This is a genomic window from Kitasatospora griseola (genome assembly GCF_044999035.1).
GTDB lineage: Bacteria > Actinomycetota > Actinomycetes > Streptomycetales > Streptomycetaceae > Kitasatospora > Kitasatospora griseola.
In genome coordinates this window covers 3313265-3338360 of the sequence record NZ_CP173360.1, presented here as the reverse complement: position 1 = coordinate 3338360, position 25096 = coordinate 3313265, and the positions used below count along the sequence as shown (strand labels likewise).

The window sequence follows — 25096 nt, the reverse complement described above, 5'->3', positions numbered from 1 at the left end:
GGGGGAAGGCCAGGGGCTCTTCGGGCTCAGCGGCGCCGGTGCAGGGCGCCGGCCGCGGCGGCCAGTGCCTGCTGGGCGCGGGCCAGGCCGGCGGCGTCCACGCCGCGGTCGCGGGCGGTGTCGCGGACGTGGTCGCGGAAGCGGTCGAGCAGGCGCTCCAGCTCGCGGGCCGGGTCGCCGGCCGGGTCGGTGCGGGCCCAGTCCGGCAGCTCGGCGTCGGACTTGTCGAGGTCGATCCGGACGGCTTCCGCTGCGGTCGGCGATTCGGCGGTCGGCGATTCCGCGGCCGGTGTCTCGGTGCTGCCCCAGCGGGCGGCGTCGGCCAGCGAGCCGAGGCCGCGGGTGAGTTCGGCCAGGCCCTCGGCCAGACCGGTGGACCAGTCGCCGTGCGAGGTGTGCTCGCGGACCTGTTCCTCGATCCGGCGCTTGAGCCGCAGGGCTTCCTGCTGGGCGGCGGTGCGGGCGGCCTTGGACTGCTCGCGCAGCCGCTTGGCCTCGGCCTCGGCGGCCTTGGCCTGCTGGCGGGCCGCCTTCTCCTGCTCCTTGGCGCGGCGGGCCTGTTCCTTCGCCTCGGCCTTGAGCTGGGCGAACTGCTCCTTGGCGCGCTGCCAGGACTCCTTGTTCTGCCAGGGTGTGGCGAACGGGTCGCCGGTGGCGGCCGGGGTGTCCTTGGCCTGCTGCCAGAACTCGGCGCGCAGGTCCTTGGCGCTGTCCCGGACGTCCTGCCGGATGGCGCCGGCCAGCTGGCCGACCGAGTCGTGGATCTCCGCCTCCAGGGCCTCCAGCTCGGCCTGGCGGGAGGCGAGTTCGGCGCGCCCGGTGTCGGTGAGCCGGTAGACCTTGCGGCCGCCCTCGGTGGTGTGGCTGACCAGGCCCTCGGCCTCCAGCTTGGCGAGCCGGGGGTAGACGGTGCCCGCGGAGGGCGCGTACAGGCCGTGGAAGCGCTCCTCCAGCAGGCGGATCACCTCGTACCCGTGCCGGGGGCTCTCGTCGAGCAGCTTCAACAGGTACAGGCGGAGCCGGCCGTGGCCGAACACCGGGGTCATCTCAGACCTCCTTGGTCAGGTCGAGCGGGCCGGCGGTCAGTTCCTTGGCCGGCTGGTCCTCCTCGGCGTCGGGACGGCGCTGGACGGTGACCGCGCCGGTGACGGTGGTCACCTGGAGGCGGCCGGCGCCGGAGCCGAGCTGGCCGGAGAGCTTCTTGGAGCCCCAGCCGCCACCGACGCTGAGCTCGGCGAACGCGCTGGAGAGGGTGCCGCTGGTGGTGCCGGCCTCGACCTTGGCGTCGGCGAACGAGGGCAGTCGGACGCCGACCGGGCCGGAGACGGTGGTGACGCCGATGTCGGTGGGGGTGGCGGCGTCCAGGTCGAGGGTGACCGCGCCGGACACCGAGTGGGCGCGGATCCGGGTGGCGCTGCCGGCCACCAGGGTGACGGCGCCGGAGACCGTGTTGACCTTCAGCTCGCCGGACAGGCCTTCGGCGTCCACGTCGCCGGAGACGGTGTTGGCGGAGACCAGGCCGGTCAGCCCGGCGAGCGTGGTGTCGCCGCTGGCGCCGTGCACGCCGACCTCGCCGGCGATGCCGGAGACGGTGGCGTGGGCGGAGACCGTGCCGACCTTGACCGCGGCGGCGGCCGGGACGGCCACCGTGAGCTCGACGCGGCGCTTGCGGCGCAGGCCGGAGAAGTAGGACTTCACGGTCTGCACGGACTTCGCGGCCTCGCCGAACTGGGCCCAGCTGAGGTCCTTGTAGGTGACGGTGAGCTCGCCGTCGACCAGGGTGACCTCGATCGGCTCGCCCTCCAGGGCGGCCACTTCGAGGCGGGCCGGTCCCTCGGTGGGGACCACGTTCACGGTGCCGTCGACGGCCCGGACGTGCAGGATGTGCACGGTCTCGTCGAAGGTGATGGTCTCGGTGCTGTCTACCGTCCGCTGGAACATGTCCGGCTCCCCGTCCTCCCATACGCGATGTATCGCGTTGTCGTTGGTATTTACGATATATCGCGTCGGGCGGAAGTCAAGGCGCTCCGACCCCGATCCGGACCCGGACCGGACCCCCGGCCGACCCCGACCCCACCCCGAGGGGCTGCCCCGGGGCCGCCCGGAAAGACGACGGCCCGGAAGGCGGAAAACGCCTTCCGGGCCGCGCTGCTGACGGTGCGTCAGTCCTCGTCCTCGTCGTCCAGCCGGGCCAGCCAGGTGGCCAGCCGTTCCACCGGCACCTCGAAGTCGGGGTTCAGGTCGACGAACTCCTTCAGGCGCTCGGCCAGCCACTCGAAAGTGACCTCCTCCTCGCCTCGCCGGCTCTCCAGCTCCTCGATGCCGCGGTCGGTGAAGTACACGGTTACTCGCTCCGGTGGTGGTTCTGGTACGCCGTCGCCCAGGATAGTGCGCCGCCCGGGAACGGGTGCGGCCCCCGTCCCCGGAGACCGGGGACGGGGGCCGACAGGGCCGGGCGGGCGTCAGCGCGTCAGAGCGCGAACACCTCGTCGACCAGGGCCGCCTGCTCGGCGGCGTGCCGCTTGGCCGAGCCGACCGCGGGGGCCGAGGAGGCCGTGCGGGCGACGCGGCGCAGACGGGCGCCACTGTTGGCGGAGCGGCCGATGACGACCTGCAGGTGGTCGACCAGGTTCATCGCGATGAACGGCCAGGCACCCTGGTTGGCCGGCTCCTCCTGGGCCCAGACGAACTGGACGCCCTCGCCGTAGCGGGCCAGCTCCTCCTGGAGCTCCGCGATCGGCAGCGGGTACAGGCGCTCGACGCGGACGATGGCGGTGTCGGTGACGCCGCGCTCGGTCCGGGCCGCCTCCAGGTCGTAGTAGAACTTGCCGGAGGTGATGACCACCTTGCGCACCTGCGCCGGGTCCACCGTGCTGTCGCCGATCACCGGGCGGAACGAGCCGCTCATGAACTCGGACGACGAGGACGCCGCGGCCTTCAGACGCAGCATCGACTTCGGGGTGAAGACGACCAGCGGCTTGTGGTGCGGGTTGTGCGCCTGCCAGCGCAGCAGGTGGAAGTAGTTCGACGGCAGGGTCGGCATGGCGACCGTCATGTTGTCCTGCGCGCACAGCGCCAGGAAGCGCTCCGGGCGGGCGGACGAGTGGTCCGGGCCCTGGCCCTCCATGCCGTGCGGCAGCAGCAGGGTGACGCCGGAGTGCTGGCCCCACTTCTGCTCGGCGGACGCGATGTACTCGTCGACCATGGTCTGCGCGCCGTTGACGAAGTCGCCGAACTGCGCCTCCCACATGACCAGCGCGTTCGGGCGGGTCAGCGAGTAGCCGTACTCGAAGCCCATCGCCGCGTACTCGCTGAGCAGCGAGTCGTAGACGGTGAAGCGGGCCTGGTCCTCGGTCAGGTACATCAGCGGGGTGTAGTCCTCGCCGGTGTTCCGGTCGATCAGCACCGCGTGGCGCTGGCCGAAGGTGCCGCGGCGCGAGTCCTGGCCGGCCAGTCGGACCGGGTGGCCCTCCATCAGCAGCGAGCCGATGGCGAGCGCCTCGCCGGTGGCCCAGTCGATGGTGTTGTCCTCGACCGAGGCGGCGCGGCGCTGCAGCTGCGGCAGCAGACGCGGGTGGACGGTCAGCCAGTCCGGCAGGTTGACCTGCGAGGCGGCGATCCGCTTGATCATCTCGGCGGAGATGCCGGTCTGGATGGACACCGGGAAGTTCGCGACCGGGCGGCCGGTCTCGGCCGGGGCCGGGGCGGCGGTGGCCTCGCGGACCTCCGCGAACACCTTCTCCAGCTGTCCCTGGAAGTCCTGGAGCGCCTGCTCCGCCTCTTCCATGGTGATGTCGCCGCGACCGATCAGCGCCTCGGTGTACAGCTTGCGCACCGAACGCTTCTTGTCGATCAGGTCGTACATCAGCGGCTGGGTGAACGACGGGTTGTCGGCCTCGTTGTGACCGCGGCGGCGGTAGCAGATGAGGTCGATCACGACGTCCTTGTGGAACGCCTGACGGAACTCGAAGGCGAGCCGCGCGACGCGGACGACGGCCTCCGGGTCGTCGCCGTTCACGTGGAAGATCGGCGCCTCGATCATCCGGGCCACGTCGGTGCAGTACATCGACGAGCGCGAGGAGGTCGGGGCGGCAGTGAAGCCGACCTGGTTGTTGACCACGATGTGCACGGTGCCGCCGGTGCGGTAGCCGCGCAGCTGCGACATGTTCAGGGTCTCCGCGACCACGCCCTGGCCCGCGAAGGCCGCGTCGCCGTGGATCTGGATCGGCAGCACCGGGAAGGTCGTGCCGCCGAAGTCCAGGATGTCCTGCTTGGCGCGGGCGATGCCCTCGACGACCGGGTCGACGGTCTCCAGGTGGGACGGGTTCGCGGCCAGCGACACCTTGATGGTCTCGCCGTCCAGGCCGGTGAAGGTGCCCTCGGAGCCAAGGTGGTACTTCACGTCGCCCGAGCCGTGCATCGACTTCGGGTCGAGGTTGCCCTCGAACTCGCCGAAGATCTTGCCGAACGGCTTGCCGACGATGTTCGCCAGCACGTTCAGGCGGCCGCGGTGGGCCATGCCGATGACGGCCTCGTCGAGGCGGTGCTCGGCGGCGGCGTCGATGGTGGCGTCCAGCAGCGGGATGAGCGACTCGCCGCCCTCCAGCGAGAAGCGCTTCTGCCCGACGTACTTGGTCTGCAGGAAGGTCTCGAACGCCTCGGCCGAGTTCAGCCGGCGCAGGACGCGCAGCTGCTCCTCGCGCTCCGGCTTGGTGTACGGCTTCTCCAGGCGCTCCTGGATCCACTTGCGCTGCGCCGGGTCCTGGATGTGCATGTACTCGATGCCGACGGTGCGGCAGTACGTGTTGCGCAGCAGGCCGAGGATGTCGCGGAGCTTCATCATCTTCTGGCCGCCGAAGCCGCCGACCGCGAACTCGCGCTCCAGGTCCCACAGGGTGAGGCCGTGCGTGGTGACGTCCAGGTCGGGGTGCTTGCGCTGCATGTACTCCAGCGGGTCGGTGTCGGCCATCAGGTGGCCGCGGACCCGGTAGGAGTGGATGAGCTCCATGACGCGCGCGGTCTTGTTGACCTCGTCGTCGTGCGTGGTCGCCACGTCGGTGGCCCAGCGCACCGGCTCGTACGGGATCCGCAGGGCCTCGAACACCTCGTCGTAGAAGTTGTTCGCGCCCAGCAGCAGCTGGTGGATCGAGCGGAGGAACTCGCCCGAGGCCGCACCCTGGATGACCCGGTGGTCGTAGGTCGAGGTGAGCGTCATGATCTTGGAGACGCCCAGGCGGGCCAGCGTCTCCGGGGAGGAGCCCTGGAACTCGGCCGGGTACTCCATCGCGCCGACGCCGACGATGGTGCCCTGGTTCTGCATCAGGCGCGGCACGGAGTGCACGGTGCCGATGCCGCCCGGGTTGGTCAGCGAGACCGTGACGCCGGTGAAGTCGTCCATGGTCAGCTTGTTGGCGCGGGCCCGGCGGACGATGTCCTCGTAGGCCTGCCAGAAGCCGAAGAAGTCGAGCGTCTCGGCCTTCTTGATGGCCGCGACGACCAGCTGGCGGTCGCCGTTCGGCTTGACCAGGTCGATGGCGAGGCCCAGGTTCACGTGCTCGGGCTTCACCAGGTAGGACTTGCCGTCCTCCACCTTGTAGCTGTAGTTCATGCCCGGGTTGGCCTTCACGGCCTGAACCAGCGCGTAGCCGATCAGGTGGGTGAAGGACACCTTGCCGCCGCGGGCGCGCTGCAGGTGGTTGTTGATGACGATGCGGTTGTCGATCAACAGCTTGGCGGGCACGGCGCGCACCGAGGTGGCGGTCGGGACCTCCAGCGAAGCATCCATGTTCGACGCCACGGCCTTCGCCGGGCCGCGCAGCTGGATCAGCTGCGGGCCTTCGGCGGCGGCCTGCGCCGGCGCGGCGGCGGCGGCCGGGGCCGCGACCTTCGGCGCGGGCGGGGCGGCGGGAGCGGCGGCCAGCGGGGCCTGGGCGGCCACCGGCTGCGCGGGCGCCGGGGCGGCGACCGGAGCGGCGGGGGCGACCGCGGCCGGAGCAGCGGCAGCGGGAGCGGCAACGGGGGCCGGCTGGGAGCCGACCGGAGTTGCGGCCTGGGTCACTGGAGTCACCTCGGTACCGGGCTTGTAGTCGGCGAAAAAGTCCCACCAGGCACGGTCGACCGAGGCCGGGTCCTGGAGGTACTGCTGGTAGATCTCGTCGACGAGCCACTCATTGGGGCCGAAGCCAGTGGAGCTTGCCGAGCTGGGGGTTTCTTGGTGTGGCGACACGGGGCAACCGCCCTCTTCCGCTTCCTTTTGGGATGGTGGACAGCGGGGATTAAGGCTACGCCTCCGACCAGTGATCGCGCAGTCCCCGATGCTCAGGCGTCGCCCAGATCACATCGTCGGACCGGATTTTGGCTGGAACTGTGCGTTAGAGATGCCGGAAAGCAGGGAACCGGCGGGTGGGTCGATCTCTGTCATATCGAGTGAAAATCGGACGAACTGGGGGTCCGGGACGGTTCGTTGACTGCCCCGGCCCGGCCTCGAACATGGTTTGTACCGGTTCCGCCACAAACTAAGCGGTGACGACGCTCTCACCCGGCAGGGTGACCTCGATCCGGCAGCCGGCCGGAGCCTCCGCCACCCGGATCCGGCCGCCGTGCAGGTCCACCGCCCAGCGGGCGATCGCCAGGCCCAGACCGGTCCCGCCGTCGCTGCCCGGGCCGAGCGCCGTCGGCGAGCCGCTGCGGCCGAACCGCTCGAACACCCGCTCCCGGTCGGCGGGCGGAATGCCCGGACCCTGGTCCTCGACCTCCAGCAGCAGCCCGCCGGCCTCCACCGCCCGGGCCCGCACCGTCACGGTGCCGCCGGCCGGCGAGTGCTTGCAGGCGTTGTCCACCAGATTGGCCACCACCTGGTGCAGCCGCTCCGCGTCCGCCACCGCCGACAGGTCGGCCGGCTGCACGTCGAGCGCCAGTCGCACGTCCTCGCGCCGGGCGTACGCGCCGCCCGCCGTCGCGCCGTCCACCGTCACGCCCCGCAGCACGCCGTCCAGGAACTCCTGCACCTGGAACGGGCGGCAGTCCAACGGGACCACGCCGTCGTCCAGCTTCGACAGGTCCAGCAGGTGGGTGACCAGCCGGCCCAGGCGCTCGGTCTGCTCCAGCGCGGTGCCCAGGTTCTTCGGATCCGGCTTCACCACGCCGTCCACCACGTTCTCCAGCAGGCCGCGCAGCGCCGCGATCGGCGTGCGCAGCTCGTGCGAGACGTTGGCGATCAGCTCGCGGCGGTGCCGGTCGGCGGCTTCCAGATCGCCCGCCATCCGGTTGAAGGTGTCGGCCAGCTCGCCGATCTCGTCCCGCGAGGACACGTCCACCCGGGCGCTGTAGTCGCCCTCGGCCATCGACCGGGCCGCCGCCGTCATGTCCCTGAGCGGCGCGGTCAGGCCGTTCGCCAGGAACTGCATGAACAGCAGCGAGGCGATCAGCGAGAAGATCATGATGATCCGGATCTGGGTCTCCGACCGGATCGCCACCACCACCATGCCGGTGGCCAGCACCACCGAGACGACCACCAGCATCGCCAGTTTGCCCTTGACCGAGCGCACCGGGTCGAACGGGCGGATGTCGGCCCACACCCGGCGCGCGGCGCGCACCACCAGCGGGGGCTGCGGGGTCGGCTCGGCTTCCCCGTTGCGTTGCTGCGGAAAGGTCATGGTGTCCCCAGTACTCGTCCCCCGTGCCGGACCGGAACGCCGCGCGGGCCCCCCGGAGGCCCGGACCGGCGGCGCCGGGTCAGGACAGCGGAGCCTCCAGCGCGTACCCCACGCCGTGCACCGTGCGGATCCAGCTGGCGCCGATCTTCCGGCGCAGCGCCTTCACGTGGCTGTCGACCGTGCGGGTGCCGGACGCGTCGGTCCAGTCCCACACCTCGGCCAGCAGCTGCTCGCGGGTCAGCACCGCGCGCGGCTGCGCCGCCAGGCAGGCCAGCAGGTCGAACTCGGTCGGCGTCAGGTGCACGTCGCCCGAACCCAGCCGGACCCGGCGCTGCACGTGGTCGATCTCCAGCTCGCCGAAGCGCAGGCTGCCGAGCGCCGGCGTACGGGCCGCCTGCTGGGCGCGCTCCACCCGGCGCAGCAGCACGTTCACCCGGGCCGCCAGCTCGCGCATCGAGAACGGCTTGGTCATGTAGTCGTCCGCGCCGACGCCGAGACCCACCAGCAGGTCCGTCTCGTCGTCCCGCGCGGTCAGCATCAGCACCGGCACCGGGCGCTGGGCCTGGATCCGGCGGCACACCTCCAGGCCGTCGAAGCCCGGCAGCATGATGTCGAGCACCACCAGGTCCGGCTGCCAGGTGTGGAAGCCGTCCACCGCGCCCGGCCCGTCGTGGGCCACCGCCACCTTGAAGCCCTCGGCTCCCAGCCGCGCCGCGATCGACTCCGCGATGGTCGGCTCGTCCTCCACCACGAGCACCCGTCGCTGGGTGCCCACCGGGCCACTGCTGATCGTCTCTTGCTGAATCTCTGTCACGGTCACGCCACCGCCCCCAGGGCTGCGGGCCGGCCGCCTGTGGGGACGGCGGGCTCCGCTTCGTAGTCGTCTTGTTCCGTCGTGGGCTGTTGCCCCGCCCGCCGGTGCTGCTCCTGGCAGCGTACGGACGCCGTCCCCGCCCGGTATGGCGGACCGGAGGATTCCGGCCGCGGACCGTCATGGTTGGCAGGTCCCCGTTCGGACGGGCACGGGCCAGTACCTTACCCGCAGCACTTGCGACCTGTAACGGTACGTGTGCGAGCGGCATATGCACGCGCAGCGGTCTTCACAGGACTTACCCAGACACCTTTCACCTGCCCCCCGTATCGTGGGCCCGACGAGGCGTTCGGGAGGCACCATGACCAGCGCGGAACTGCGACGACGACTGATCAGGCCGGGGCTGCGGGCCGTCCCCACCCCCCGGACGAATCCGTTCGCGCTCGGTTACCTCGCCCTGCTGCTCGGCACCACGCTCTACGCCCGGTTCGGCGACCCCGAGACGGTGCACCGACTCCAGTCGGTGTCCTCCACCGACGCGCACAACCTGATGGTCCACCCCGTGGTCTCCCTCCTCGGCAGCGGGCTGTGGGTCGCCGGATCGGTCTGGATGCCCTACTTCTGGGCCTTCCTCCTCACCGTCGCACCCCTGGAACGACGGGCCGGCGGACTCCGTGCCCTCGGCGTCTTCGGGGCCGGCCACATCGGCGCGACGCTGCTCTCGCAGGGAGTGGTGGTGGCGACGGTGGCCGGCGGGGCGACCGCGCCCGACGTGCTGGACGCGATGGACATCGGCGTCAGCTACGGAGTGCTGGCCTCGCTGGGCGGGCTGGCCGGACTGCTGCGGCGGCCCGGGCGGGCGCTCGCGCTCGGGGCGGGACTGGCGCTGATCGGGCACCAGCTGCTCACCGATCCCGACCTGGTGACCTCGGTCGGGCATCCGGCGGCGATGCTGCTGGGCGTGGCGATGTGGCCGTGGCTGCGGCGGGGGAAGGGGCCCCGGGGGCCGGAGCGGGTGCGGGCCTGGAAGACGGCGACGGTCGTGGAGAGCTGAGCCGCGCGGGCCTGCGCCCGCTTCGCTCAGGGTGAACAGCCGGAGGGGAACAATCGATGCGCCCCAAGCCTTAGTCAGGTCGACTCAACTTCACTGACTGGGGAGAGATCATGGCATCGACGTCCGTTCCACTCACTCTGCCTGTGCTGCCGCTCGACGACGAGGTGGTGCTCCCCGGCATGGTGGTTCCGCTGGAGCTTTCGGATCCGGAGGTGAGGGCTGCCGTGGAGGCGGCCAGGGCGGGGAGCAACGGGGGGAAGCCGCAGGTGCTGCTGGTGCCGCGGCTGGACGGGTCGTACGCGGCGGTGGGTGCGCTGGCGACGGTCGAGCAGGTGGGGCGGCTGGCGGACGGGGATCCGGCGGCGCTGGTGCGGGCCGTGCGACGGGTGCGGATCGGCACGGGGACGACCGGGCCGGGGGCGGCGCTGTGGGTGGAGACCACGCCGTTCCAGGAGTCGGACCCGGGGCTGCCGGTGGCGGGCCGGGCGGCCGAGCTGGCCAAGGAGTACAAGGCGCTGTCCACGAAGTGGCTGCGCAAGCGCGGGGCGTGGCAGATCGTCGACCGGGTGGCGGCGATCGAGGACATCGGCGAGCTCGCGGACAACATCGGGTACGCGCCGTTCGCCACCGCCGAGCAGAAGCTGAAGGTGCTGCTGGAGGCGGACCGGCCGGCCCGGCTGGAGTACGCGCTGGGGCTGCTGCGCGAGCACCTCGCGGAGGAGGAGGTCAACGACACCATCCGCAAGGACGTCGAGGACGGCGTCGCCAAGCAGCAGAAGGAGTTCCTGCTGCGCCGCCAGCTGGAGGCCGTCCGCAAGGAGCTGGCCGAGCTGAACGGCGAGGCGGGGCTCGGAGGCTTCGAAGACGCTGACTACCGGGCCCGGGTGGAGGCCGCGGCGCTGCCGGAGAAGGTGCGGGAGGCGGCGCTCAAGGAGGTCGACAAGCTGGAGCGCTCCAGTGAGCAGTCGCCCGAGGGCTCGTGGATCCGCACCTGGCTGGACACGGTGCTGGAGCTGCCGTGGAACGAGCGCTCCGAGGACGCGTACGACCTGGCCGGTGCGCGGGCCGTGCTGGACGCGGACCACAACGGGCTGGCGGACGTGAAGGACCGGATCGTCGAGTACCTGGCGGTGCGCAAGCGCCGGGCCGACCAGGGGCTGGGGCAGATCGGCGGCCGGCGCGGGGGCGCGGTGCTGGCGCTGGTCGGCCCGCCCGGTGTCGGCAAGACCTCGCTGGGTGAGTCGGTGGCCCGGGCGATGGGCCGGTCGTTCGTGCGGGTGGCGCTCGGCGGCGTCCGGGACGAGGCGGAGATCCGCGGCCACCGGCGGACGTACGTGGGCTCGATCCCCGGCCGGATCGTCCGGGCGATCAAGGAGGCCGGGACGATGAACCCGGTGGTGCTGCTGGACGAGATCGACAAGGTCGGGTCGGACTACCGGGGCGACCCGGCGGCGGCGCTGCTGGAGGTGCTGGACCCGGCGCAGAACCACACCTTCCGGGACCACTACCTGGAGGTCGAGCTGGACCTGTCGGACGTGGTGTTCCTGGCCACCGCCAACGTCATGGAGGCGATCCCGGAGCCGCTGCTGGACCGGATGGACGTGGTCCGGCTGGACGGCTACACCGAGGACGAGAAGGTCGCCATCGCCCGCGACCACCTGCTGCCCCGCCAGCTCGCCAAGGCGGGCCTGGCCGCGGAGCAGCTGACGGTGGACGAGGAGGCGCTGCGCCGGCTCGCCGCCGAGTACACCCGGGAGGCGGGCGTCCGGAACCTGGAGCGGGCGATCGCGCGGATCCTGCGCAAGGTCGCGGCCCAGACCGAGCTGGGCGAGCGCGAGCTGCCGGCCGCGGTCGGCGCGGACGACCTGCGGGCGCTGCTGGGCCGGCCGCACCACGTGCCGGAGGCGGCGCAGGAACCGGCCGAGCGGCGCACCGCGGTGCCCGGGGTGGCGACCGGGCTGGCGGTGACCGGGGCCGGCGGCGACGTCCTCTACATCGAGGCGTCGCTGGCGGACGCGGAGACCGGTTCGACCGGGCTGACGCTGACCGGGCAGCTGGGCGACGTGATGAAGGAGTCGGCGCACATCGCGCTCTCCTACCTGCGGTCGCGCGGCGCCGAGTTGGAGCTGCCGGTGACGGGCCTGCGCGAGCGGGGCATCCACCTGCACGTGCCGGCCGGCGCGGTGCCGAAGGACGGTCCGAGCGCGGGCATCACGATGACCACGGCGCTGGCCTCGCTGCTGTCGGGGCGCAAGGTGCGCACCGACGTGGCGATGACCGGCGAGGTGTCGCTGACCGGGCGGGTGCTCCCGATCGGCGGGGTCAAGCAGAAGCTGCTGGCCGCGGACCGGGCCGGGGTCACCACGGTGATCATCCCGAAGCGCAACGAGGCGGACCTGGACGACGTCCCCGCCGAGGTGCTGGAGCGGCTGACGGTGCACGCCGTCGCCGACGTGCGGGAGGTGCTGCGGCTGGCGCTGGAGCCGGCCGAGGTGCTGGTCGCGGCGGCCTGAGCACGGCCGGGGCCCTCGGAGTGTCCACTCCGAGGGCCCCTGGTGGTTGGCGATCCGGGCCCGTGGCAGACTTCCCGCATGCCGTCCCCTACACAGCGCGCGCTGACCGCTATCCCGGAGCAGTTCCGCCCGTTCCTGGTCAAGCACCGCAAGTTGGTCAAGTTCCTCGTCGTCGGAGGAACCTGCTTCCTGATCACCATGGTGATCAACTTCGCTCTGAAGATGACCGTCTTCGAGTCGAAGCCGGTCATCGCGCTGACCATCGCGACCGCACTCGCCACCGTGGTGTCGTACGTGTGGAACCGCCAGTGGTCCTTCCGGGCGGCCGGCAAGCAGCGCGAGGCGGTGCTGTTCATGGTGGTCAGCGCCCTCGCGGTCGGCGTGAACGACCTTCCGCTGGCGGCCTCGCGCTACGTGTTCGACCTGCGCTACCCGGACGTCAGCAAGTTCACCCAGGAAGTCGCCGACTTCGTCAGCGGCATGCTCATCGGCACCCTGGTGGCGATGGTGTTCCGCTACTGGGCGATGAACCGCTTCGTGTTCACCCGGCTTTCCGACCGGGTGACCAACCAGGAGCAGGGGCGGGAGCCCGAGCGGGTCTGACCCCCGCCCTGTCCGTGACGGCCGCTCACACCCCGTTCGGGGTGGGGCGGCCGAAGAGCGGTCGGCGGGCCGCCGCGACGTAGGTCACCGCGACGCCGAGGACGGCCCAGACCGCCAGCACCGTCAGCGGCAGCGCCATCGCGGAGGAGCCCAGGTAGGCGATGGAGCGGGTGGCCGAGGTGCCGGCGCCGTTCGGGATCCACTCGCCGATCGCCCGCCAGAACGTCGGCAGCAGCGGCGGCGGGTAGACGCCGCCCGCGCTGGGGTTGCCCAGCACCACGAAGATCAGCACGGCCACGCCGATGCCGATGATGTCGAACAGGCACTGCAGCGCCATGGTGACCGCGCCGACCGAGAACACCACGAGTGCGCCGATGGCCGTCAGCGCCAGGATCGAGCCGGGCAGCGCGTTCAGGATCGGGCCGGTGATCAGCGTGCCGCCGAGGCCCGCGGCGATCGAGTACAGCGCCAGGGTGCCCAGGCGCACCGTGGCCCGGTTGGTGTTGGCGGGGCGGGCGCCGGCGCTGACGCCGAGGATCGAGGCGACCAGGTAGCCGCCGACGCACCAGCCGACCACCAGGTAGAAGCTCGACAGGCCCTTGCCGTCGCCGGCGGCCAGCGGAATGGTGTCCTGCACCTCGACGGTGCGGTGCTGGGCGGCCGCGACCTTGGTGACGATCAGCTCGGCGGCGCCGGACGCGGCCGGGCCGCGGGCCTCCGCGACCAGCAGGGTGTCCTGGGTGCCGGCCGGGTCGAACACCCAGGCCGCGTAGATCTTCTGGTCCTTGATCCGGGCCTTCGCGGTCTCCACGTCGGGCTCGACGGAGGCGCGCACCGCCTCGTTCGGGACGGACTCCAGGGCGGCGGTCAGCTTCGGCGCGACCTCCGGCGGGGCGACCACTGCGATGGACAGCTGGTGCGGCTTCGGCTGGTGGAGCGCGCCCACGTACGAGGTGATGAAGCCGAGCTGCAGCAGCAGGACGGCGACGACCAGGAGGAACGCGCGTGGTGTCACCGCGTCCTTGAGGTCGTTGACGAATCCCTTTGCAGGCTCTGCCATGCGGGGCATCTCCCTATCAATCCGGTGCCAGTACGCAAAACGGATACTTCATATCATGAAACAGTTACCCGCCGGGGGAGGCGCCGCCTGCGCGATACTGAGCGCCATGAACGACCCCGTGGCGCAGCCGGACGCCTCCGAACTGGCATTTCTCGCGGTCGAGCGCGAGGTGGCGACGCTGTTCCGGCGCAGCCGGGCGCGGGCCTCCGAGGTCTCCCGGCTGGTGCATCCGGAACTGGAGGCCGGGGCGTACGTCCTGCTCTCCTTCATCAGGGAGTCCGGGCGGGCCCGGGTGACCGACATCGGGCTGCACTTCGGGGTGGGCAAGGCCACCGTCAGCCGGCAGATCCGGGCGATCGAGGAGCTGGGCCTGCTGCACCGGGAGACCGATCCGCTGGACCGGCGGGCCTCGCTGGTGTCGCTGACCGAGGAGGGCGAGCGGCGGTTCGCGGCGGCCCGGGAGGTGCGGATGGCGCGGTTCCGGGCCTCGCTGGCGGCGTGGGAGCTGGGTGAGCTGGAGCAGTTCGCGCGGCTGCTGGAGCGGTTCAACGAGCTGACCGAGGGGGTCTGAGCGGGGCGTCGGGAGGGTTTCTTTACTTGGGCTTGAAGAAAGTTGCCTTAGTCAACTATCCACGTATAGTTGCTTGAGGCAACGAATCTTCAGTCGAAGGAAGCGCATGTCGACGACCCACCCGACCGCCCCTCAGGCCCAGATGTCCCACCGTCAAGTGCTCGAAGCCCTCTCGGGCCTGCTGCTCGGCCTGTTCGTGGCCGTACTGTCCTCCACGGTCGTCTCCAACGCGCTTCCGCGGATCCTCAACGACCTGCACGGCGGCGAGTCCGCCTACACCTGGGTGGTCACCGCCGCCCTGCTGTCGATCACCGCCGCCACCCCGCTCTGGGGCAAGCTCTCCGACCTGGTCAGCAAGAAGCTGCTGGTCCAGATCGCCATGGTGATCTACGTGCTCTCCTCGGCGCTGGCCGGCCTGTCGCAGAGCATCGGCATGCTGATCTTCTGCCGGGTGCTGCAGGGCATCGGCGCCGGCGGTGTGATCGCGCTCGGCCAGATCTGCCTGGCCGCGATGGTCTCCCCGCGCGAGCGCGGACGCTACAGCGGCTACTTCGGCGCGGTCTTCGCGCTCGCCACCATCGGCGGCCCGCTGATCGGCGGCGTCATCGTGGACACCTCCTGGCTCGGCTGGCGCTGGTGCTTCTACGTCGGCGTCCCGTTCGCCCTGCTCGCCATCCTGGTGCTGCAGCGCACCCTCAAGCTCCCCGAGCAGACCGTCCGCAAGCCGAAGATCGACTACCTGGGCGCGGTGCTGATCACCGCCTCGGTCAGCCTGCTGATGATCTGGATCTCGCTGGCCGGCAAGAACTACGACTGGGTGTCCTGGCAGACCGCGGTGATGGTGCTCGGCGGCCTGGCGCTGGCCGGACTGTTCGTCGCCGTCGAGAAGCGCGCCGCCGAGCCGCTGATCCCGCTCGACCTGTTCCGCCACCGCACCGTCGCGCTCGCCTCGGTGGCCTCCGCCTTCGTCGGCGTCGGCATGTACGGCACCACCACCTTCCTCGGCCAGTACTTCCAGCTCGCCAAGGAGAAGACCCCCACCCAGGCCGGCCTGCTCACCCTGCCGATGATCCTGGGCCTCGCGGTCTCCTCCACCGTGGCCGGCAAGCTCATCACCAAGTACGGCAAGTGGAAGGGCTACCTGGTCGGCGGCACCGTCCTGCTCGCCGTCGGCCTCGGCCTGATGGGCACCGCCCGGGCCGACACCTCCTACGCGCTGCTCGCGCTCTACATGGCGATCGCCGGCGTCGGCCTCGGCCTGACCAGCCAGAACCTGGTGCTCGCGGTGCAGAACACCGTCCCGCGGCACGAGCTCGGCGCGGCCAGCTCGGTGGTCACCTTCTTCCGCACCATGGGCGGCGCGATGGGCGTCTCCGCGCTCGGCGCGCTGCTCGGGCACAAGGTCGCCTCCTACCTGGCGGAGAACCTCGCCAAGGCCGGCCTCCCGGCCGCCGCGGGCGGCGGGGACGGCATCCCGGACCTGTCCAAGCTGCCCGCACGGATCGTCCCGCTGGTCACCGACGCGTTCGGGCACGGCGTCGGCACCGTGTTCCTGGTCGCCGCCCCGTTCGCCGTGGTCGGCTTCCTGCTGGTGCTGTTCATCCGCGAGGTGCCGCTGCGCACCGCCGCCGACGAGAAGCCCGCCGCGAAGCCGGTGGAGCTAGTCGCCGACTGAGCCGCGCGTCGACATGCGAGAAGGGCTCCCGCCGAGGTGGCGGGGGCCCTTCGTCGGATCGGGGCCCGGGCGGGCCGCCGGGCAGCCATCGGTGTGGCGTCGGCGCGGACGGCCGCGGCGGGTGCGGGGCGCGCCGAGGCCTTGCTGGGGCTGGGCTGAGCGGTGGTGCTGCCGACGGCCGGCCGTTGCGGGCGGCCTGCGCGCCGTCCCGGCCGTGGGGGTCGGGGCCTGGTGGGCGACCGGGCGCGTGCCGGCGGGTGGGACGGGCTTCCGGCGGGCCCGCCGCGGTGGCGGGGTGCCGGTTGGAGCGCTCTGCGTCCCGGCCGCAAGGGTGCGGGGTGTCGGTTGGAGCGCTCTGCGTCCCGGCTGCAAGGGTGCGGGTCCGGTGGTCGGTCGGGCTGCCGCCGGGAGTGCGAGAAGGGCCCCGGCCGGGTCGGCCGGGGCCCTTCGTCGGGGTGCGGTGCTACTTGGCGGCGATCAGCGAGATGCCGTAGCCCACCGCCGCCGCGCAGGCGGCGAAGCACAGGACCGCGGCCGCCAGGGCCGGGGTGCCCTTGCCGGTGCCGGCCTCGACGGCCGCCTCCCGGCGGGAGAGTGCCAGGTTGCCCAGGGCGAAGACGGTGACGACGGCGAGGGTGACGGTCAGGCTGACGCCCGCGGTCTCGGCCAGAGCGGCCCACTTGATGTGCATGGTCGTTGTCCTCTCAGGCCGCGATGGTGGTCTGGCCGGTGGTGGTGCCGGCGACCGGCAGGTCGACCGTGGTGCTGTCGCCGTCGTTCACGTTGTCGGCGTGCACCGGCTGGCGGCGGGAGATCAGCCACATCGAGCCGGCGCCGAGCACCAGCGCGACGCCGACCACGGCCACGCCCCAGTTGCCCTGGTCGGCGACCAGCGCGGCCAGCCCGGACACCACGGCGGCGGCCGGCAGGGTCAGGCCCCAGGTGTAGACCATGCGGCGGACCATGCCCCAGCGCAGCTTGCCCGACGGGCCGCCCAGGCCCGCGCCCATGATGCCGCCGGAGCAGACCTGGGTGGTGGACAGGCCGTAGCCCATGTGCGAGGAGGTCAGGATCACGGTGGCGGCCGCGGTCTCCGAGGCGAAGCCCTGCGGCGGCCGGATGTCCGCCAGGCCGGAGCCCATCGAGCGGATGATCCGCCAGCCGCCCATGTAGGTGCCCAGCGCGATCGCCAGACCGGCGCTGACGATGACCCAGGTCGGCGGGCCGTCGCCCTTGTGCAGCTGGCCGGCCGAGATCAGGGTCAGCGTGATGATGCCCATGGTCTTCTGCGCGTCGTTGGTGCCGTGCGCCAGCGAGATCAGCGAGGAGGAGAAGATCTGGCCGCGGCGGAAGCCCTTCTCGGTGCTCTTCTTCGGGCTGCTGCCGGCGATCAGGTACGCGATCTTGGTGGCGCCCCAGGAGGCCACGCCCGCGATGATCGGGGAGGCCACCGCCGGGATGAGGATCTTGGAGACGACGACGCTGAAGTTGACGCCGCCGATGCCGGCGCCGACCACGGTCGCGCCGATCAGGCCGCCGTACAGGGCGTGCGAGGAGGACGAGGGCAGGCCCTTCAGCCAGGTCAGCAGGTTCCACAGGATCGCGCCGACCAGGGCGGCGAAGATGATCGAGGGTTGCAGTCCGGCCTTCTCGTTGACGATGCCGCCCGAGATGGTGGTGGCCACCTTCACCGAGAGGAACGCGCCGGCGAAGTTCAGCACCGCGGCGATGGCCACGGCGACCTTGGGCTTGAGGGCGCCGGTGGCGATGGAGGTGGCCATCGCGTTGGCGGTGTCGTGGAAGCCGTTCGTGAAGTCGAAGGCGAGCGCCGTGATGATCACAACGGCCACCAGGAACGTGATGTGTTCCATACCCAAACAATCGTCGAAGTGGTCGGACTGACGTTGCTGTCCGGGGCGACGGTAGGAAGCCTCGGTGAACGGGAGGTTAACTCGGCGCGGAGTTGCGGTTCCTTGAGTGGCGCGGGAGTTGCCGGAGCGTCGGTTTTCCATGGAGATCGCGTCAGTGGATGAGAGGGTTGTCACACTCCGGCGCGGGTGAGAATTCACTTCACGCCCCCCGGGAGGCCTGCCGGTAACCCCCCTCCGCATGGCAGGATCGCTTCGATCGCCGACGGAGAACCAGGGGAGGGCCGGCCGATGGGGGCAGGGCAGCGCGCGGAACCGACCGGACTGCGGCCGTGGGTGCGGGCCGCGCTGCGATGCGGGGCGGTGCTGGCCGTCGCCGCACTGGCCCTCCCGTTCGGCACCGCCGCGTACGCGGCGCCGGACCCGGGCGCCACGCTCGCCGTCTCCGCCGGATCCGACCCGCTGGCCGAGGCCAAGCAGACCCTGGGCCCGCTGCTGGAGCAGCTGCACACCTTCTACCAGCAGGCCGAGGCCGCCACCGAGCAGTACAACGGCACGGTCGCCCGGCTCGCCGAGCAGCAGGCCGCCGTCCAGGACCTGAACGCCCGGGTGGTGCGCCAGCAGGAGGCCGTGGACACCGGCAGCGACCTGGCCGCCCAGCTGGCGTCCGCGCAGTACCGCAACAGCCAGATATCCGGGTACGCCGAGATGCTGCTCGCCAAGGACCCGTACGAGGCGGTGGTGATCGCCGAACTGCTGGACTCCGCCGGGCGCTCGCAGAAGGCGTTCCTGGAGCGGCTGAAGGCCGACCGGGACACCCTGGCCGCCGCGCAGCTGGCCGCCCAGCAGGCGCTGGCCGACGCGCAGACGCTGGCCGCCCAGCAGGAGCAGCAGAAGAACGAGGTCGCCAGGAAGCTGGCCGACGTGGAGACCCTGGTCGGCTCGCTCACCGGCGCGCAGCGCAGTGAGCTGGAGGCGATCGAGAAGCAGCAGGCCGACCAGGCGCAGCTGGCCTTCCTGGCCTCCGGCGCGCTCGGCAAGGGCGAGCGCACGCCGTCCGCGATGGGCCGCAAGGCGGTGGCCTGGGCGCTCCAGCAGCTCGGCAAGGACTACGTGTGGGGCGGCGCCGGCCCGGACGTGTTCGACTGCTCGGGCCTCACCTCGCAGGCCTGGCTGCACGCCGGCCGGGCCATTCCGCGCACCAGCCAGGAGCAGTGGGCGCAGCTCCAGCACGTGCCGCTGAACCAGATGCGCCCCGGCGACCTGGTGGTGTACTACGGCGGCGCCACCCACATCGGGATGTACCTCGGCGGCGGCCTGGTCGTGCAGGCCCCGCGCACCGGCGACGTGGTGAAGGTGTCGAAGGTCGGCGCGATGCCGATCCTGGGCGCCGTCCGGCCCGACCCGGAGGACTCGGCGGACGACGCGGGCGGCGCGTGGAAGGTGCCGGACGTGCCGGTCGGCGAGTCGAAGATCGCGCCCGCCAAGCCGTCCACGCTGCCGCCCGTGCCGGCCCCGACCACCCCCGCCCCGACCACCCCGGCGCCCGGCGGTTCGGCCTCGCCGGACCCGAAGCCCAGCACCCCCGGCACCACGGCCCCGCCGGAGCCCGGCGGCAGCGGCTCGCCGAGCACCGGTTCGAGCGGCTCGCCCAGCGGGTCGGCCGGCGGTTCGACGGGCGGTTCGGCCTCGGGCGCGCCGTCCGGATCCGGCTCGGCGCCGGCCTCCGGGTCGGGTCCGGCGTCGCTGTCGGCGAGCGCCCACGGCTCGGGCTCGGCCACGCCGTCGGGCGACTGACGGCGCGGCCGGGGGAGCGGCGGGTCCGGCCCGGTCAGGCGGTGGGCTCCAGGCGGACCACCACGGCCTTGGAGGTCGGGGTGTTGCTGATGTCCGCGGTGGAGTCCAGCGGCACCAGCACGTTGGTCTCCGGGTAGTAGGCGGCCGCGCCGCCCCGCGCCACCGGGTAGTGCACCACCCGGAAGCGTGCGGCGCGGCGCTCCACGCCGTCCTTCCACTCGCTCACCAGGTCGACGAACCGCCCGTCGTCGAGGCCGAGTTCGGCGGCGTCGGCGGGGTTGACCAGGACCACCCGGCGGCCGCCGGTGATGCCCCGGTAGCGGTCGTCCAGGCCGTACACGGTGGTGTTGTACTGGTCGTGCGAGCGCAGCGTCTGGAGCAGCAGCCGGCCCGGCGGGACGTCGGGGGCGGTGAGCGGGTTGACGGTGAAGTTGGCCTTGCCGGTGGCGGTGGGGAAAGTGCGGCTGTCCCGCGGGGCGTGCGGCAGGGCGAAGCCGCCGGGGCGGCGGACCTTGGCGTTGAAGTCGTCGAAGCCGGGGATCACGCGGGCGATCCGGTCCCGGATCAGGTCGTAGTCGCGGGCGAAGTCCTCCCACGGCGTGGGGTCCTGCGGGCCGAGCGCGGCGCGGGCCAGTCGGCTGACGATCGCCACCTCGGAGAGCAGGTCGGGCGCGGGCGGGCGCAGACCGCCGCGCGAGGAGTGCACCATGCCCATGGAGTCCTCGACGCTGACGAACTGCGGGCCGAGGGTGCTGACGTCCCGGTCGGTGCGGCCCAGGGTGGGCAGGATCAGCGCGCGGGCGCCGGTGATCACGTGCGAGCGGTTCAGCTTGGTGGAGACGTGCACGGTCAGCCGGCAGCGGCGCATCGCGGCCTCGGTGGCGTCGGTGTCGGGGCTCGCGGCGACGAAGTTGCCGCCCATCGCGAAGAAGACGCGTATTCGGCCGTCGCGCATCGCCCGGATGGTGTCGACGGTGTCGTGGCCGTGGGCACGCGGCGGCTCGAACGCGAACTCCTTGCCCAGGGCGTCCAGGAACGCGGTGCTGGGGCGTTCGAAGATGCCCATGGTGCGGTCGCCCTGCACGTTGCTGTGCCCGCGCACCGGACAGACGCCCGCGCCGGGGCGGCCGACGTTGCCGCGCAGCAGCAGGAAGTTGACGACCTCGCGGATGGTCGGCACCGAGTGCTTGTGCTGGGTCAGGCCCATCGCCCAGCAGACGATGATCTTCCGTGAGGAGAGCACCAGCCGGTGCAGCTCCTCGATCTGCTCCCAGGGCAGTCCGGTGGCGGCCAGCGTGGCGGGCCGGTCGAGGTCGGCGGCCTCGGCGGCGAACTCCCGGTACCCGGCGCAGTGTTCGGCGACGAAGGCCTCGTCGACCGCGTCGGGGGTGGTGAGCAGCAGGTGGTTCAGCGCCCGGAACAGGGCCAGGTCGCCGCCGAGCCGGATCTGCAGGAACAGGTCGGTGAGCCTGGTGCCGCCGCCGACCAGGCCGCGCGGGGTCTGCGGGTTCTTGAACCGCTCCAGGCCGGCCTCGGGCAGCGGGTTGACGCTGACGATCTTCGCGCCCGCCCGCTTGGCGCGCTCCAGCGCGGAGAGCATCCGCGGGTGGTTGGTGCCCGGGTTCTGGCCGGCGACGATGATCAGGTCGGCCTGGTACAGGTCCTTGAGCGAGACGCTGCCCTTGCCGACGCCGAGGGTCTCGGTGAGCGCCGAACCCGAGGACTCGTGGCACATGTTGGAGCAGTCGGGCAGGTTGTTGGTGCCCAGCCGGCGGGCGAACAGCTGGTAGGCGAAGGCCGCCTCGTTGGACGTCCGGCCGGAGGTGTAGAACGCGGCCTCGTCCGGGGAGCCCAGCGCGGTGAGTTCGGCGGCGATCAGCGCGAACGCCTCGTCCCAGCCGATCGGCGCGTAGTGGGTGGCGCCCTCGTCGAGCAGCATCGGCGTGGTGAGGCGGCCCTGCTGGCCGAGCCAGTAGCCGGAGCGCTCGGCGAGTTCGGCGACCGGGTGGGCGGCGAAGAACTCGGGGGTTGTTCGGCGCTCGGTGGCCTCCTCGGCGACCGCCTTCGCGCCGTTCTCGCAGAACTCCGCCAGGTGCGGCTTGTCCGGATCGGGCCAGGCGCAGCCGGGGCAGTCGAAGCCGCCCTGCTGGTTGACCTTGCGCAGAGTGGCCAGCACCCGGCCCGGCGACATCTGGTCGGCGGCCATCCGCAGGGTGTGCCCGATCGCGGGCAGACCGGCGGCGGCGTGGGCCGGGGGCCCGACGTGCGGCGCGTCCTGGGCGGGGTCGCGGTGCGGGGGCTGCTTGGCCATGGCGGACTCTCCGGAGGGCTCGGGGTGCTTGGAGCGTATCCGGTGCGGCGGCGGGTGTCGTGGGGCGGTCAGGCCTCCTTCTGGAGCTCCGCCAGCAGCCGCCGGGCGACCGCGTCGTTCTGCCGGAACGCCGGGGCGTCGGTGCGGGGCCGGGCGAAGGCGGCGGGGGCGCGGGTGGTGGTGGGGGCGCCGAGGGCGGTGCGGCGCGGGTGCGGCCGGCCGCCGAGCGCGGGGTCGAGCAGCCGGGCGTCGGGGTCGGTGCGGATCAGGCCGGAGCGGTAGGTGTGGCCGTCGGGGTCGGTGAGGTGCTCCTCGTCGATCCGGCCCTCGTCCAGCAGCCGGTGCAGCAGCGGGTCGGCGGTGCGGTCGAGGGAGGGCGGGGGCAGGAAGGCGTCGACCAGGGCGGTGCCGTGGACGTGGTGGCCGGGCAGGGCGGGGGAGGAGGCGCGGAAGGCGCCGTGCCGTTCGTCGAGGTCCACCCGCACGTCCGGGCCGAGGAAGTGGAGCAGTCCGGCGTCGGCGAGGGCGAGCAGCTGGTCGAGGCGGAAGCCGGGCGGGCCGGACGCGTAGAAGGAGAAGAAGCCGTTCCACCAGCCGTCGAGTTCGTTGGCGGTGGAACGGGCGGTGAGCGGGTGCCGGGGCAGCAGCCGGACCAGCTGGCCGTACAGCGAGAGCAGGGCGTGGAACGCGCCGAGGTCGGCGCTGTGCCGCGGGTCGGAGCGGCGGTCCAGGTCGGCGCGCAGGTACCTGCGCAGGTGGCGCTGGAGTTCGGCGGGGTCGGCGACCCGCAGGCCGGCCAGCGGGCGGTCGAGCCGTTCGAGGTCGAGCCGGTCGTCCGGGTCGGGGACGGCGGCGGCGACCAGCGCCTCGCGCTGCGGGCTGTACCAGTCGAGCGGGTGGTAGGCGGCGAGGAACGCGTCCCACGGCACGGCGGTGCGTCCGGGGTGGCCGTGGAACAGCTCGTGGTAGTAGCCGAAGCCGATCTCCTTGGCCATCGCGGGCCACAGGTCGCGGCGGAACTCCAGTGGCCCGTCCGGGAGTTCGGTGTCCGGCCCGAAGTAGCGGGGCAGTGGCGGGAGCGGGCCCCGGAGCCGGTAGTCGGTCTTTGCGTGGTACGGGACGCCGCGCCGGGAGCCCACGTGCAGCACCGGTTCGCGGCCGGACGGGAGGTAGCGCAGGCCGCCGCAGGGGTGCGCGACGAAGCGGCCGCCGCGGCCCTCGGTGAGCAGTGCGACCAGGTCGACGAAGGCCAGCCCGAGGCCGCGGACCACCACCTGCTCGCCGGGGGCGAGGCCGTCCAGGTCGGCGTCGGCGGTGAACGCGGGCGGCACGTAGGTGCGGCCGTGCCGGGCGGCGAAGGCACGGGTGGCGGCGGTCTCCGGGCCGGGCGCGGAGTCGAGGTGGCCGAGGGCCAGCACCACCCGGTCGGCGCGCAGCACGGCGCCGCCGAGGTGGACGTGCTGCGGTCCCGCCGGGTCGCCGGTGAGCCGCCACGCGGTGTCCCGGTGGAGGAACAGCCGCACGTTCTGCGGGAGTTCGGCGGCGGACCGGCGCAGCACCCAGTCCAGGTAGGCGCTCTGGGCGCGCCGGGTGGGGAAGTCGGTGGGGGCGAGGGTGCGCAGTTCGTCGGCCACGTCCGGGTCCTCGACCGGGCGGTACGGCCGGTGGGCGGCCGGCTCGGCGGCCCACTCGGCGAGCGACGGGCCGGGGCGGACCGGGCCGAGCAGGGTGGACCGCTCGTCGGTGAACATGGTGACGTCCTCGGCCATCGAGTTCATCCGCAGCAGCGGGGACTGCGCGTGCCGCCAGATCCGGCCGCCGCCGGGCGGGTGCGGGTCGACCAGGTGGATGTCCAACCCGGTCTCGGGGGCGAGCAGTTCGGGGGCGTTGGCGGCGATCCGCTCCAGCAGGCCGGTGCCCCGCGGACCGGCGCCGACGACGACCAGGACCGGCACCCGGCTCACCGCCCGCCGACCCGGCGCAGCGCCGCCCGGGCCCGCTGCCACGGGGTGGGCGGCGGCTCGGCGCGGGTGGAGCCGCGGGCGAAGTGCCGCTCCAGGTAGTACTGGCCGACCGAGAGCAGGCTGGTCACCGCCACGTACCAGAGCGTGGCGACCACCAGCAGCGGGATCACCTGGTACGTCCGGTTGTAGATCAGCTGGGCGGAGAACAGCAGGTCGTGGACGGCCAGCACGGAGATCACCGAGGTGCCCTTGAGGGTGCCGATCAGCATGTTCCCGGCGGGCGGCAGGATCGCCCGCATCGCCTGCGGCAGCACGATCCGGCGCAGCACCCGGCCGCGCCCGAGGCCGAGCGAGGCGGCCGCCTCCAGCTGGCCCTGGTCGACCGAGAGGACGCCGGAGCGCACCACCTCGGCGGCGAACGCGGCCTCGTGCAGGGTGAGTCCGACGACGGCGGTGAGCGCCGGGCCGAGCAGGTCGACGGTCCGCACCGCGAACAGCTCGCCGGCGAACGGCACGCTCAGCGCGAGCCGCGGGTACAGCGCGCCGATGTTGAACCAGAACAGCAGCTGGACCAGCAGCGGAGTGGCCCGGAAGATCCAGACGAATCCCCAGCTCAGCGTGCGCAGCACCGGGTTTCCGGACAGTCGGGCCACCGCCAGGCCGGTGCCGAGGGCGAAGCCGAGGACCATCACGACGGCGGTCAGCCAGAGCGTCAGCCACAGGCCGCGCAGGATTGCGGACGAGGTCAGGTAGGCGCCCACCACCGGCCACTCGAAGGCCGGGTTGCCGGCAAGCGAGCGCAGCAGCAGCGCGGTGGCGAGCAGCGCCAGGCCGCCGCTCACGTACCGCCAGGGGCGGCGGCGGGGTGCGATCGGCAGCTCGGTGGGCGGCGCGGCAGTGGCGCGCGGAACGGGTGGGGCGGTGGACGGGGCGGCGGGCGAGGCCATGAGGGCTCCATCGGGCGGCGGGGCAGGCGGTGTCCGCATGCCGTCACTCACGCGCGCCGCGTCCCTCAACGCGGCTGGTCCCGGCGGCAGTTCGGCCGGGCCCGGGCGGTACTCGCTCCGCCCCGATGGTACGGGCGGGCGGCGCGGCACTGTCAAGAGCGGCCAGGTTTCGCCCCGTGAACGATGGTTGACGGACCATCGGGGGCACTGCTCAACTGTTCGACATGACTGCCGGACAGCCCGCCCTGGTGACGCGAGGCCACATCG

18 protein-coding genes are annotated in these 25096 nt (G+C 72.5%); 6 read left to right on the top strand and 12 right to left on the bottom strand.

Annotated elements, in window-relative coordinates:
- Positions 1-26 precede the first annotated feature (26 nt).
- The 6 genes from ACI1MP_RS14880 to ACI1MP_RS14855 all read right to left on the bottom strand — a co-directional run bounded on the left by ACI1MP_RS14880 (position 27) and on the right by ACI1MP_RS14855 (position 8469).
- Entirely contained in the window at positions 27-1046 is a 1020-nt protein-coding gene (locus ACI1MP_RS14880; protein WP_404868835.1) for a helix-turn-helix transcriptional regulator, read from the bottom strand.
- Between the two features lies 1 nt (position 1047).
- Positions 1048-1941, bottom strand: a complete 894-nt coding sequence (locus ACI1MP_RS14875; protein ID WP_100588049.1) for a DUF4097 family beta strand repeat-containing protein — start codon at positions 1939-1941, stop codon at positions 1048-1050.
- 221 nt (positions 1942-2162) lie between these two features.
- Positions 2163-2342: a DUF6104 family protein gene (locus tag ACI1MP_RS14870; RefSeq protein ID WP_043915988.1), complete on the bottom strand. Its 180-nt coding sequence runs from the start codon at positions 2340-2342 to the stop codon at positions 2163-2165.
- A 128-nt stretch (positions 2343-2470) separates the two neighbouring features.
- Entirely contained in the window at positions 2471-6226 is a 3756-nt protein-coding gene (locus ACI1MP_RS14865; protein WP_404868834.1) for a multifunctional oxoglutarate decarboxylase/oxoglutarate dehydrogenase thiamine pyrophosphate-binding subunit/dihydrolipoyllysine-residue succinyltransferase subunit, read from the bottom strand.
- A gap of 289 nt (positions 6227-6515) precedes the next feature.
- The gene (locus tag ACI1MP_RS14860; RefSeq protein WP_380333909.1) at positions 6516-7655 is read right to left on the bottom strand and encodes an ATP-binding protein; all 1140 of its coding nucleotides are present in this window, start codon (positions 7653-7655) and stop codon (positions 6516-6518) included.
- Between the two features lie 79 nt (positions 7656-7734).
- A complete protein-coding gene (locus tag ACI1MP_RS14855; RefSeq protein ID WP_014138042.1) occupies positions 7735-8469 on the bottom strand; it encodes a response regulator transcription factor in 735 nt (244 codons plus the stop codon).
- 358 nt (positions 8470-8827) lie between these two features.
- Here ACI1MP_RS14855 and ACI1MP_RS14850 point away from each other — a divergent pair, with 358 nt between their 5' ends.
- From ACI1MP_RS14850 to ACI1MP_RS14840, 3 genes are all read left to right on the top strand, one after another.
- Entirely contained in the window at positions 8828-9520 is a 693-nt protein-coding gene (locus ACI1MP_RS14850; protein ID WP_380333910.1) for a rhomboid-like protein, read from the top strand.
- A gap of 110 nt (positions 9521-9630) precedes the next feature.
- A complete protein-coding gene (gene lon, locus ACI1MP_RS14845) occupies positions 9631-12033 on the top strand; it encodes an endopeptidase La (protein ID WP_404868833.1) in 2403 nt (800 codons plus the stop codon).
- Positions 12034-12111: 78 nt separating this feature from the next.
- Positions 12112-12636, top strand: coding sequence for a GtrA family protein (locus ACI1MP_RS14840; RefSeq protein WP_043915994.1), 525 nt, complete (start codon positions 12112-12114; stop codon positions 12634-12636).
- Between the two features lie 25 nt (positions 12637-12661).
- Here the strand turns inward: ACI1MP_RS14840 and ACI1MP_RS14835 are convergent, their stop codons facing one another.
- On the bottom strand, positions 12662-13696 hold the full coding sequence (locus ACI1MP_RS14835) for a DUF3533 domain-containing protein (protein WP_404868832.1): 1035 nt from the start codon (positions 13694-13696) through the stop codon (positions 12662-12664).
- 106 nt (positions 13697-13802) lie between these two features.
- Here ACI1MP_RS14835 and ACI1MP_RS14830 point away from each other — a divergent pair, with 106 nt between their 5' ends.
- Positions 13803-14267 carry a MarR family winged helix-turn-helix transcriptional regulator gene (locus ACI1MP_RS14830; RefSeq protein WP_043915996.1) on the top strand — a complete coding sequence of 155 codons (465 nt, stop codon included), beginning with the start codon at positions 13803-13805 and terminating at the stop codon, positions 14265-14267.
- 106 nt (positions 14268-14373) lie between these two features.
- Positions 14374-15942 (top strand): MDR family MFS transporter, encoded by a 1569-nt coding sequence (locus ACI1MP_RS14825; protein WP_232734115.1) that lies wholly within the window; start codon positions 14374-14376, stop codon positions 15940-15942.
- 463 nt (positions 15943-16405) lie between these two features.
- On the opposite strand, the gene ACI1MP_RS14820 is transcribed toward ACI1MP_RS14825, so the two are convergent.
- Together ACI1MP_RS14820 and ACI1MP_RS14815 are read right to left on the bottom strand one after the other, a co-directional pair.
- The gene (locus ACI1MP_RS14820) at positions 16406-16633 is read right to left on the bottom strand and encodes a hypothetical protein (RefSeq protein ID WP_189271002.1); all 228 of its coding nucleotides are present in this window, start codon (positions 16631-16633) and stop codon (positions 16406-16408) included.
- 13 nt (positions 16634-16646) lie between these two features.
- Positions 16647-17813 (bottom strand): inorganic phosphate transporter, encoded by a 1167-nt coding sequence (locus tag ACI1MP_RS14815; RefSeq protein ID WP_232734114.1) that lies wholly within the window; start codon positions 17811-17813, stop codon positions 16647-16649.
- A 288-nt stretch (positions 17814-18101) separates the two neighbouring features.
- Between ACI1MP_RS14815 and ACI1MP_RS14810 the strand changes: the two genes are divergently transcribed.
- Positions 18102-19607, top strand: coding sequence for an NlpC/P60 family protein (locus tag ACI1MP_RS14810; RefSeq protein WP_404868831.1), 1506 nt, complete (start codon positions 18102-18104; stop codon positions 19605-19607).
- Positions 19608-19641: 34 nt separating this feature from the next.
- Here ACI1MP_RS14810 and ACI1MP_RS14805 read toward each other — a convergent pair whose 3' ends face one another.
- The 3 genes from ACI1MP_RS14805 to ACI1MP_RS14795 all read right to left on the bottom strand — a co-directional run bounded on the left by ACI1MP_RS14805 (position 19642) and on the right by ACI1MP_RS14795 (position 24829).
- Complete coding sequence (locus tag ACI1MP_RS14805; RefSeq protein WP_404868830.1) at positions 19642-21918, bottom strand: FdhF/YdeP family oxidoreductase; 2277 nt, start codon at positions 21916-21918, stop codon at positions 19642-19644.
- Positions 21919-21986: 68 nt separating this feature from the next.
- Complete coding sequence (locus ACI1MP_RS14800; RefSeq protein WP_404868829.1) at positions 21987-23882, bottom strand: FAD/NAD(P)-binding protein; 1896 nt, start codon at positions 23880-23882, stop codon at positions 21987-21989.
- On the bottom strand, positions 23879-24829 hold the full coding sequence (locus tag ACI1MP_RS14795) for an amino acid ABC transporter permease (protein ID WP_404868828.1): 951 nt from the start codon (positions 24827-24829) through the stop codon (positions 23879-23881). The genes ACI1MP_RS14800 and ACI1MP_RS14795 overlap by 4 nt, the downstream gene beginning before the upstream one ends.
- Positions 24830-25096: the final 267 nt, after the last annotated feature.

Coding starts and splice junctions, on each gene's coding strand:
- ACI1MP_RS14795 (WP_404868828.1), bottom strand. CDS start 24,829: ATGGCCTCGCCCGCCGCCCCGTCCACCGCCCCACCCGTTCCGCGCGCC.
- ACI1MP_RS14830 (WP_043915996.1), top strand. CDS start 13,803: ATGAACGACCCCGTGGCGCAGCCGGACGCCTCCGAACTGGCATTTCTC.
- ACI1MP_RS14880 (WP_404868835.1), bottom strand. CDS start 1,046: ATGACCCCGGTGTTCGGCCACGGCCGGCTCCGCCTGTACCTGTTGAAG.
- ACI1MP_RS14840 (WP_043915994.1), top strand. CDS start 12,112: ATGCCGTCCCCTACACAGCGCGCGCTGACCGCTATCCCGGAGCAGTTC.
- ACI1MP_RS14850 (WP_380333910.1), top strand. CDS start 8,828: ATGACCAGCGCGGAACTGCGACGACGACTGATCAGGCCGGGGCTGCGG.
- ACI1MP_RS14805 (WP_404868830.1), bottom strand. CDS start 21,918: ATGGCCAAGCAGCCCCCGCACCGCGACCCCGCCCAGGACGCGCCGCAC.
- ACI1MP_RS14825 (WP_232734115.1), top strand. CDS start 14,374: ATGTCGACGACCCACCCGACCGCCCCTCAGGCCCAGATGTCCCACCGT.
- ACI1MP_RS14810 (WP_404868831.1), top strand. CDS start 18,102: ATGGGGGCAGGGCAGCGCGCGGAACCGACCGGACTGCGGCCGTGGGTG.
- ACI1MP_RS14815 (WP_232734114.1), bottom strand. CDS start 17,813: ATGGAACACATCACGTTCCTGGTGGCCGTTGTGATCATCACGGCGCTC.
- ACI1MP_RS14875 (WP_100588049.1), bottom strand. CDS start 1,941: ATGTTCCAGCGGACGGTAGACAGCACCGAGACCATCACCTTCGACGAG.
- lon (WP_404868833.1), top strand. CDS start 9,631: ATGGCATCGACGTCCGTTCCACTCACTCTGCCTGTGCTGCCGCTCGAC.
- ACI1MP_RS14860 (WP_380333909.1), bottom strand. CDS start 7,655: ATGACCTTTCCGCAGCAACGCAACGGGGAAGCCGAGCCGACCCCGCAG.
- ACI1MP_RS14835 (WP_404868832.1), bottom strand. CDS start 13,696: ATGGCAGAGCCTGCAAAGGGATTCGTCAACGACCTCAAGGACGCGGTG.
- ACI1MP_RS14820 (WP_189271002.1), bottom strand. CDS start 16,633: ATGCACATCAAGTGGGCCGCTCTGGCCGAGACCGCGGGCGTCAGCCTG.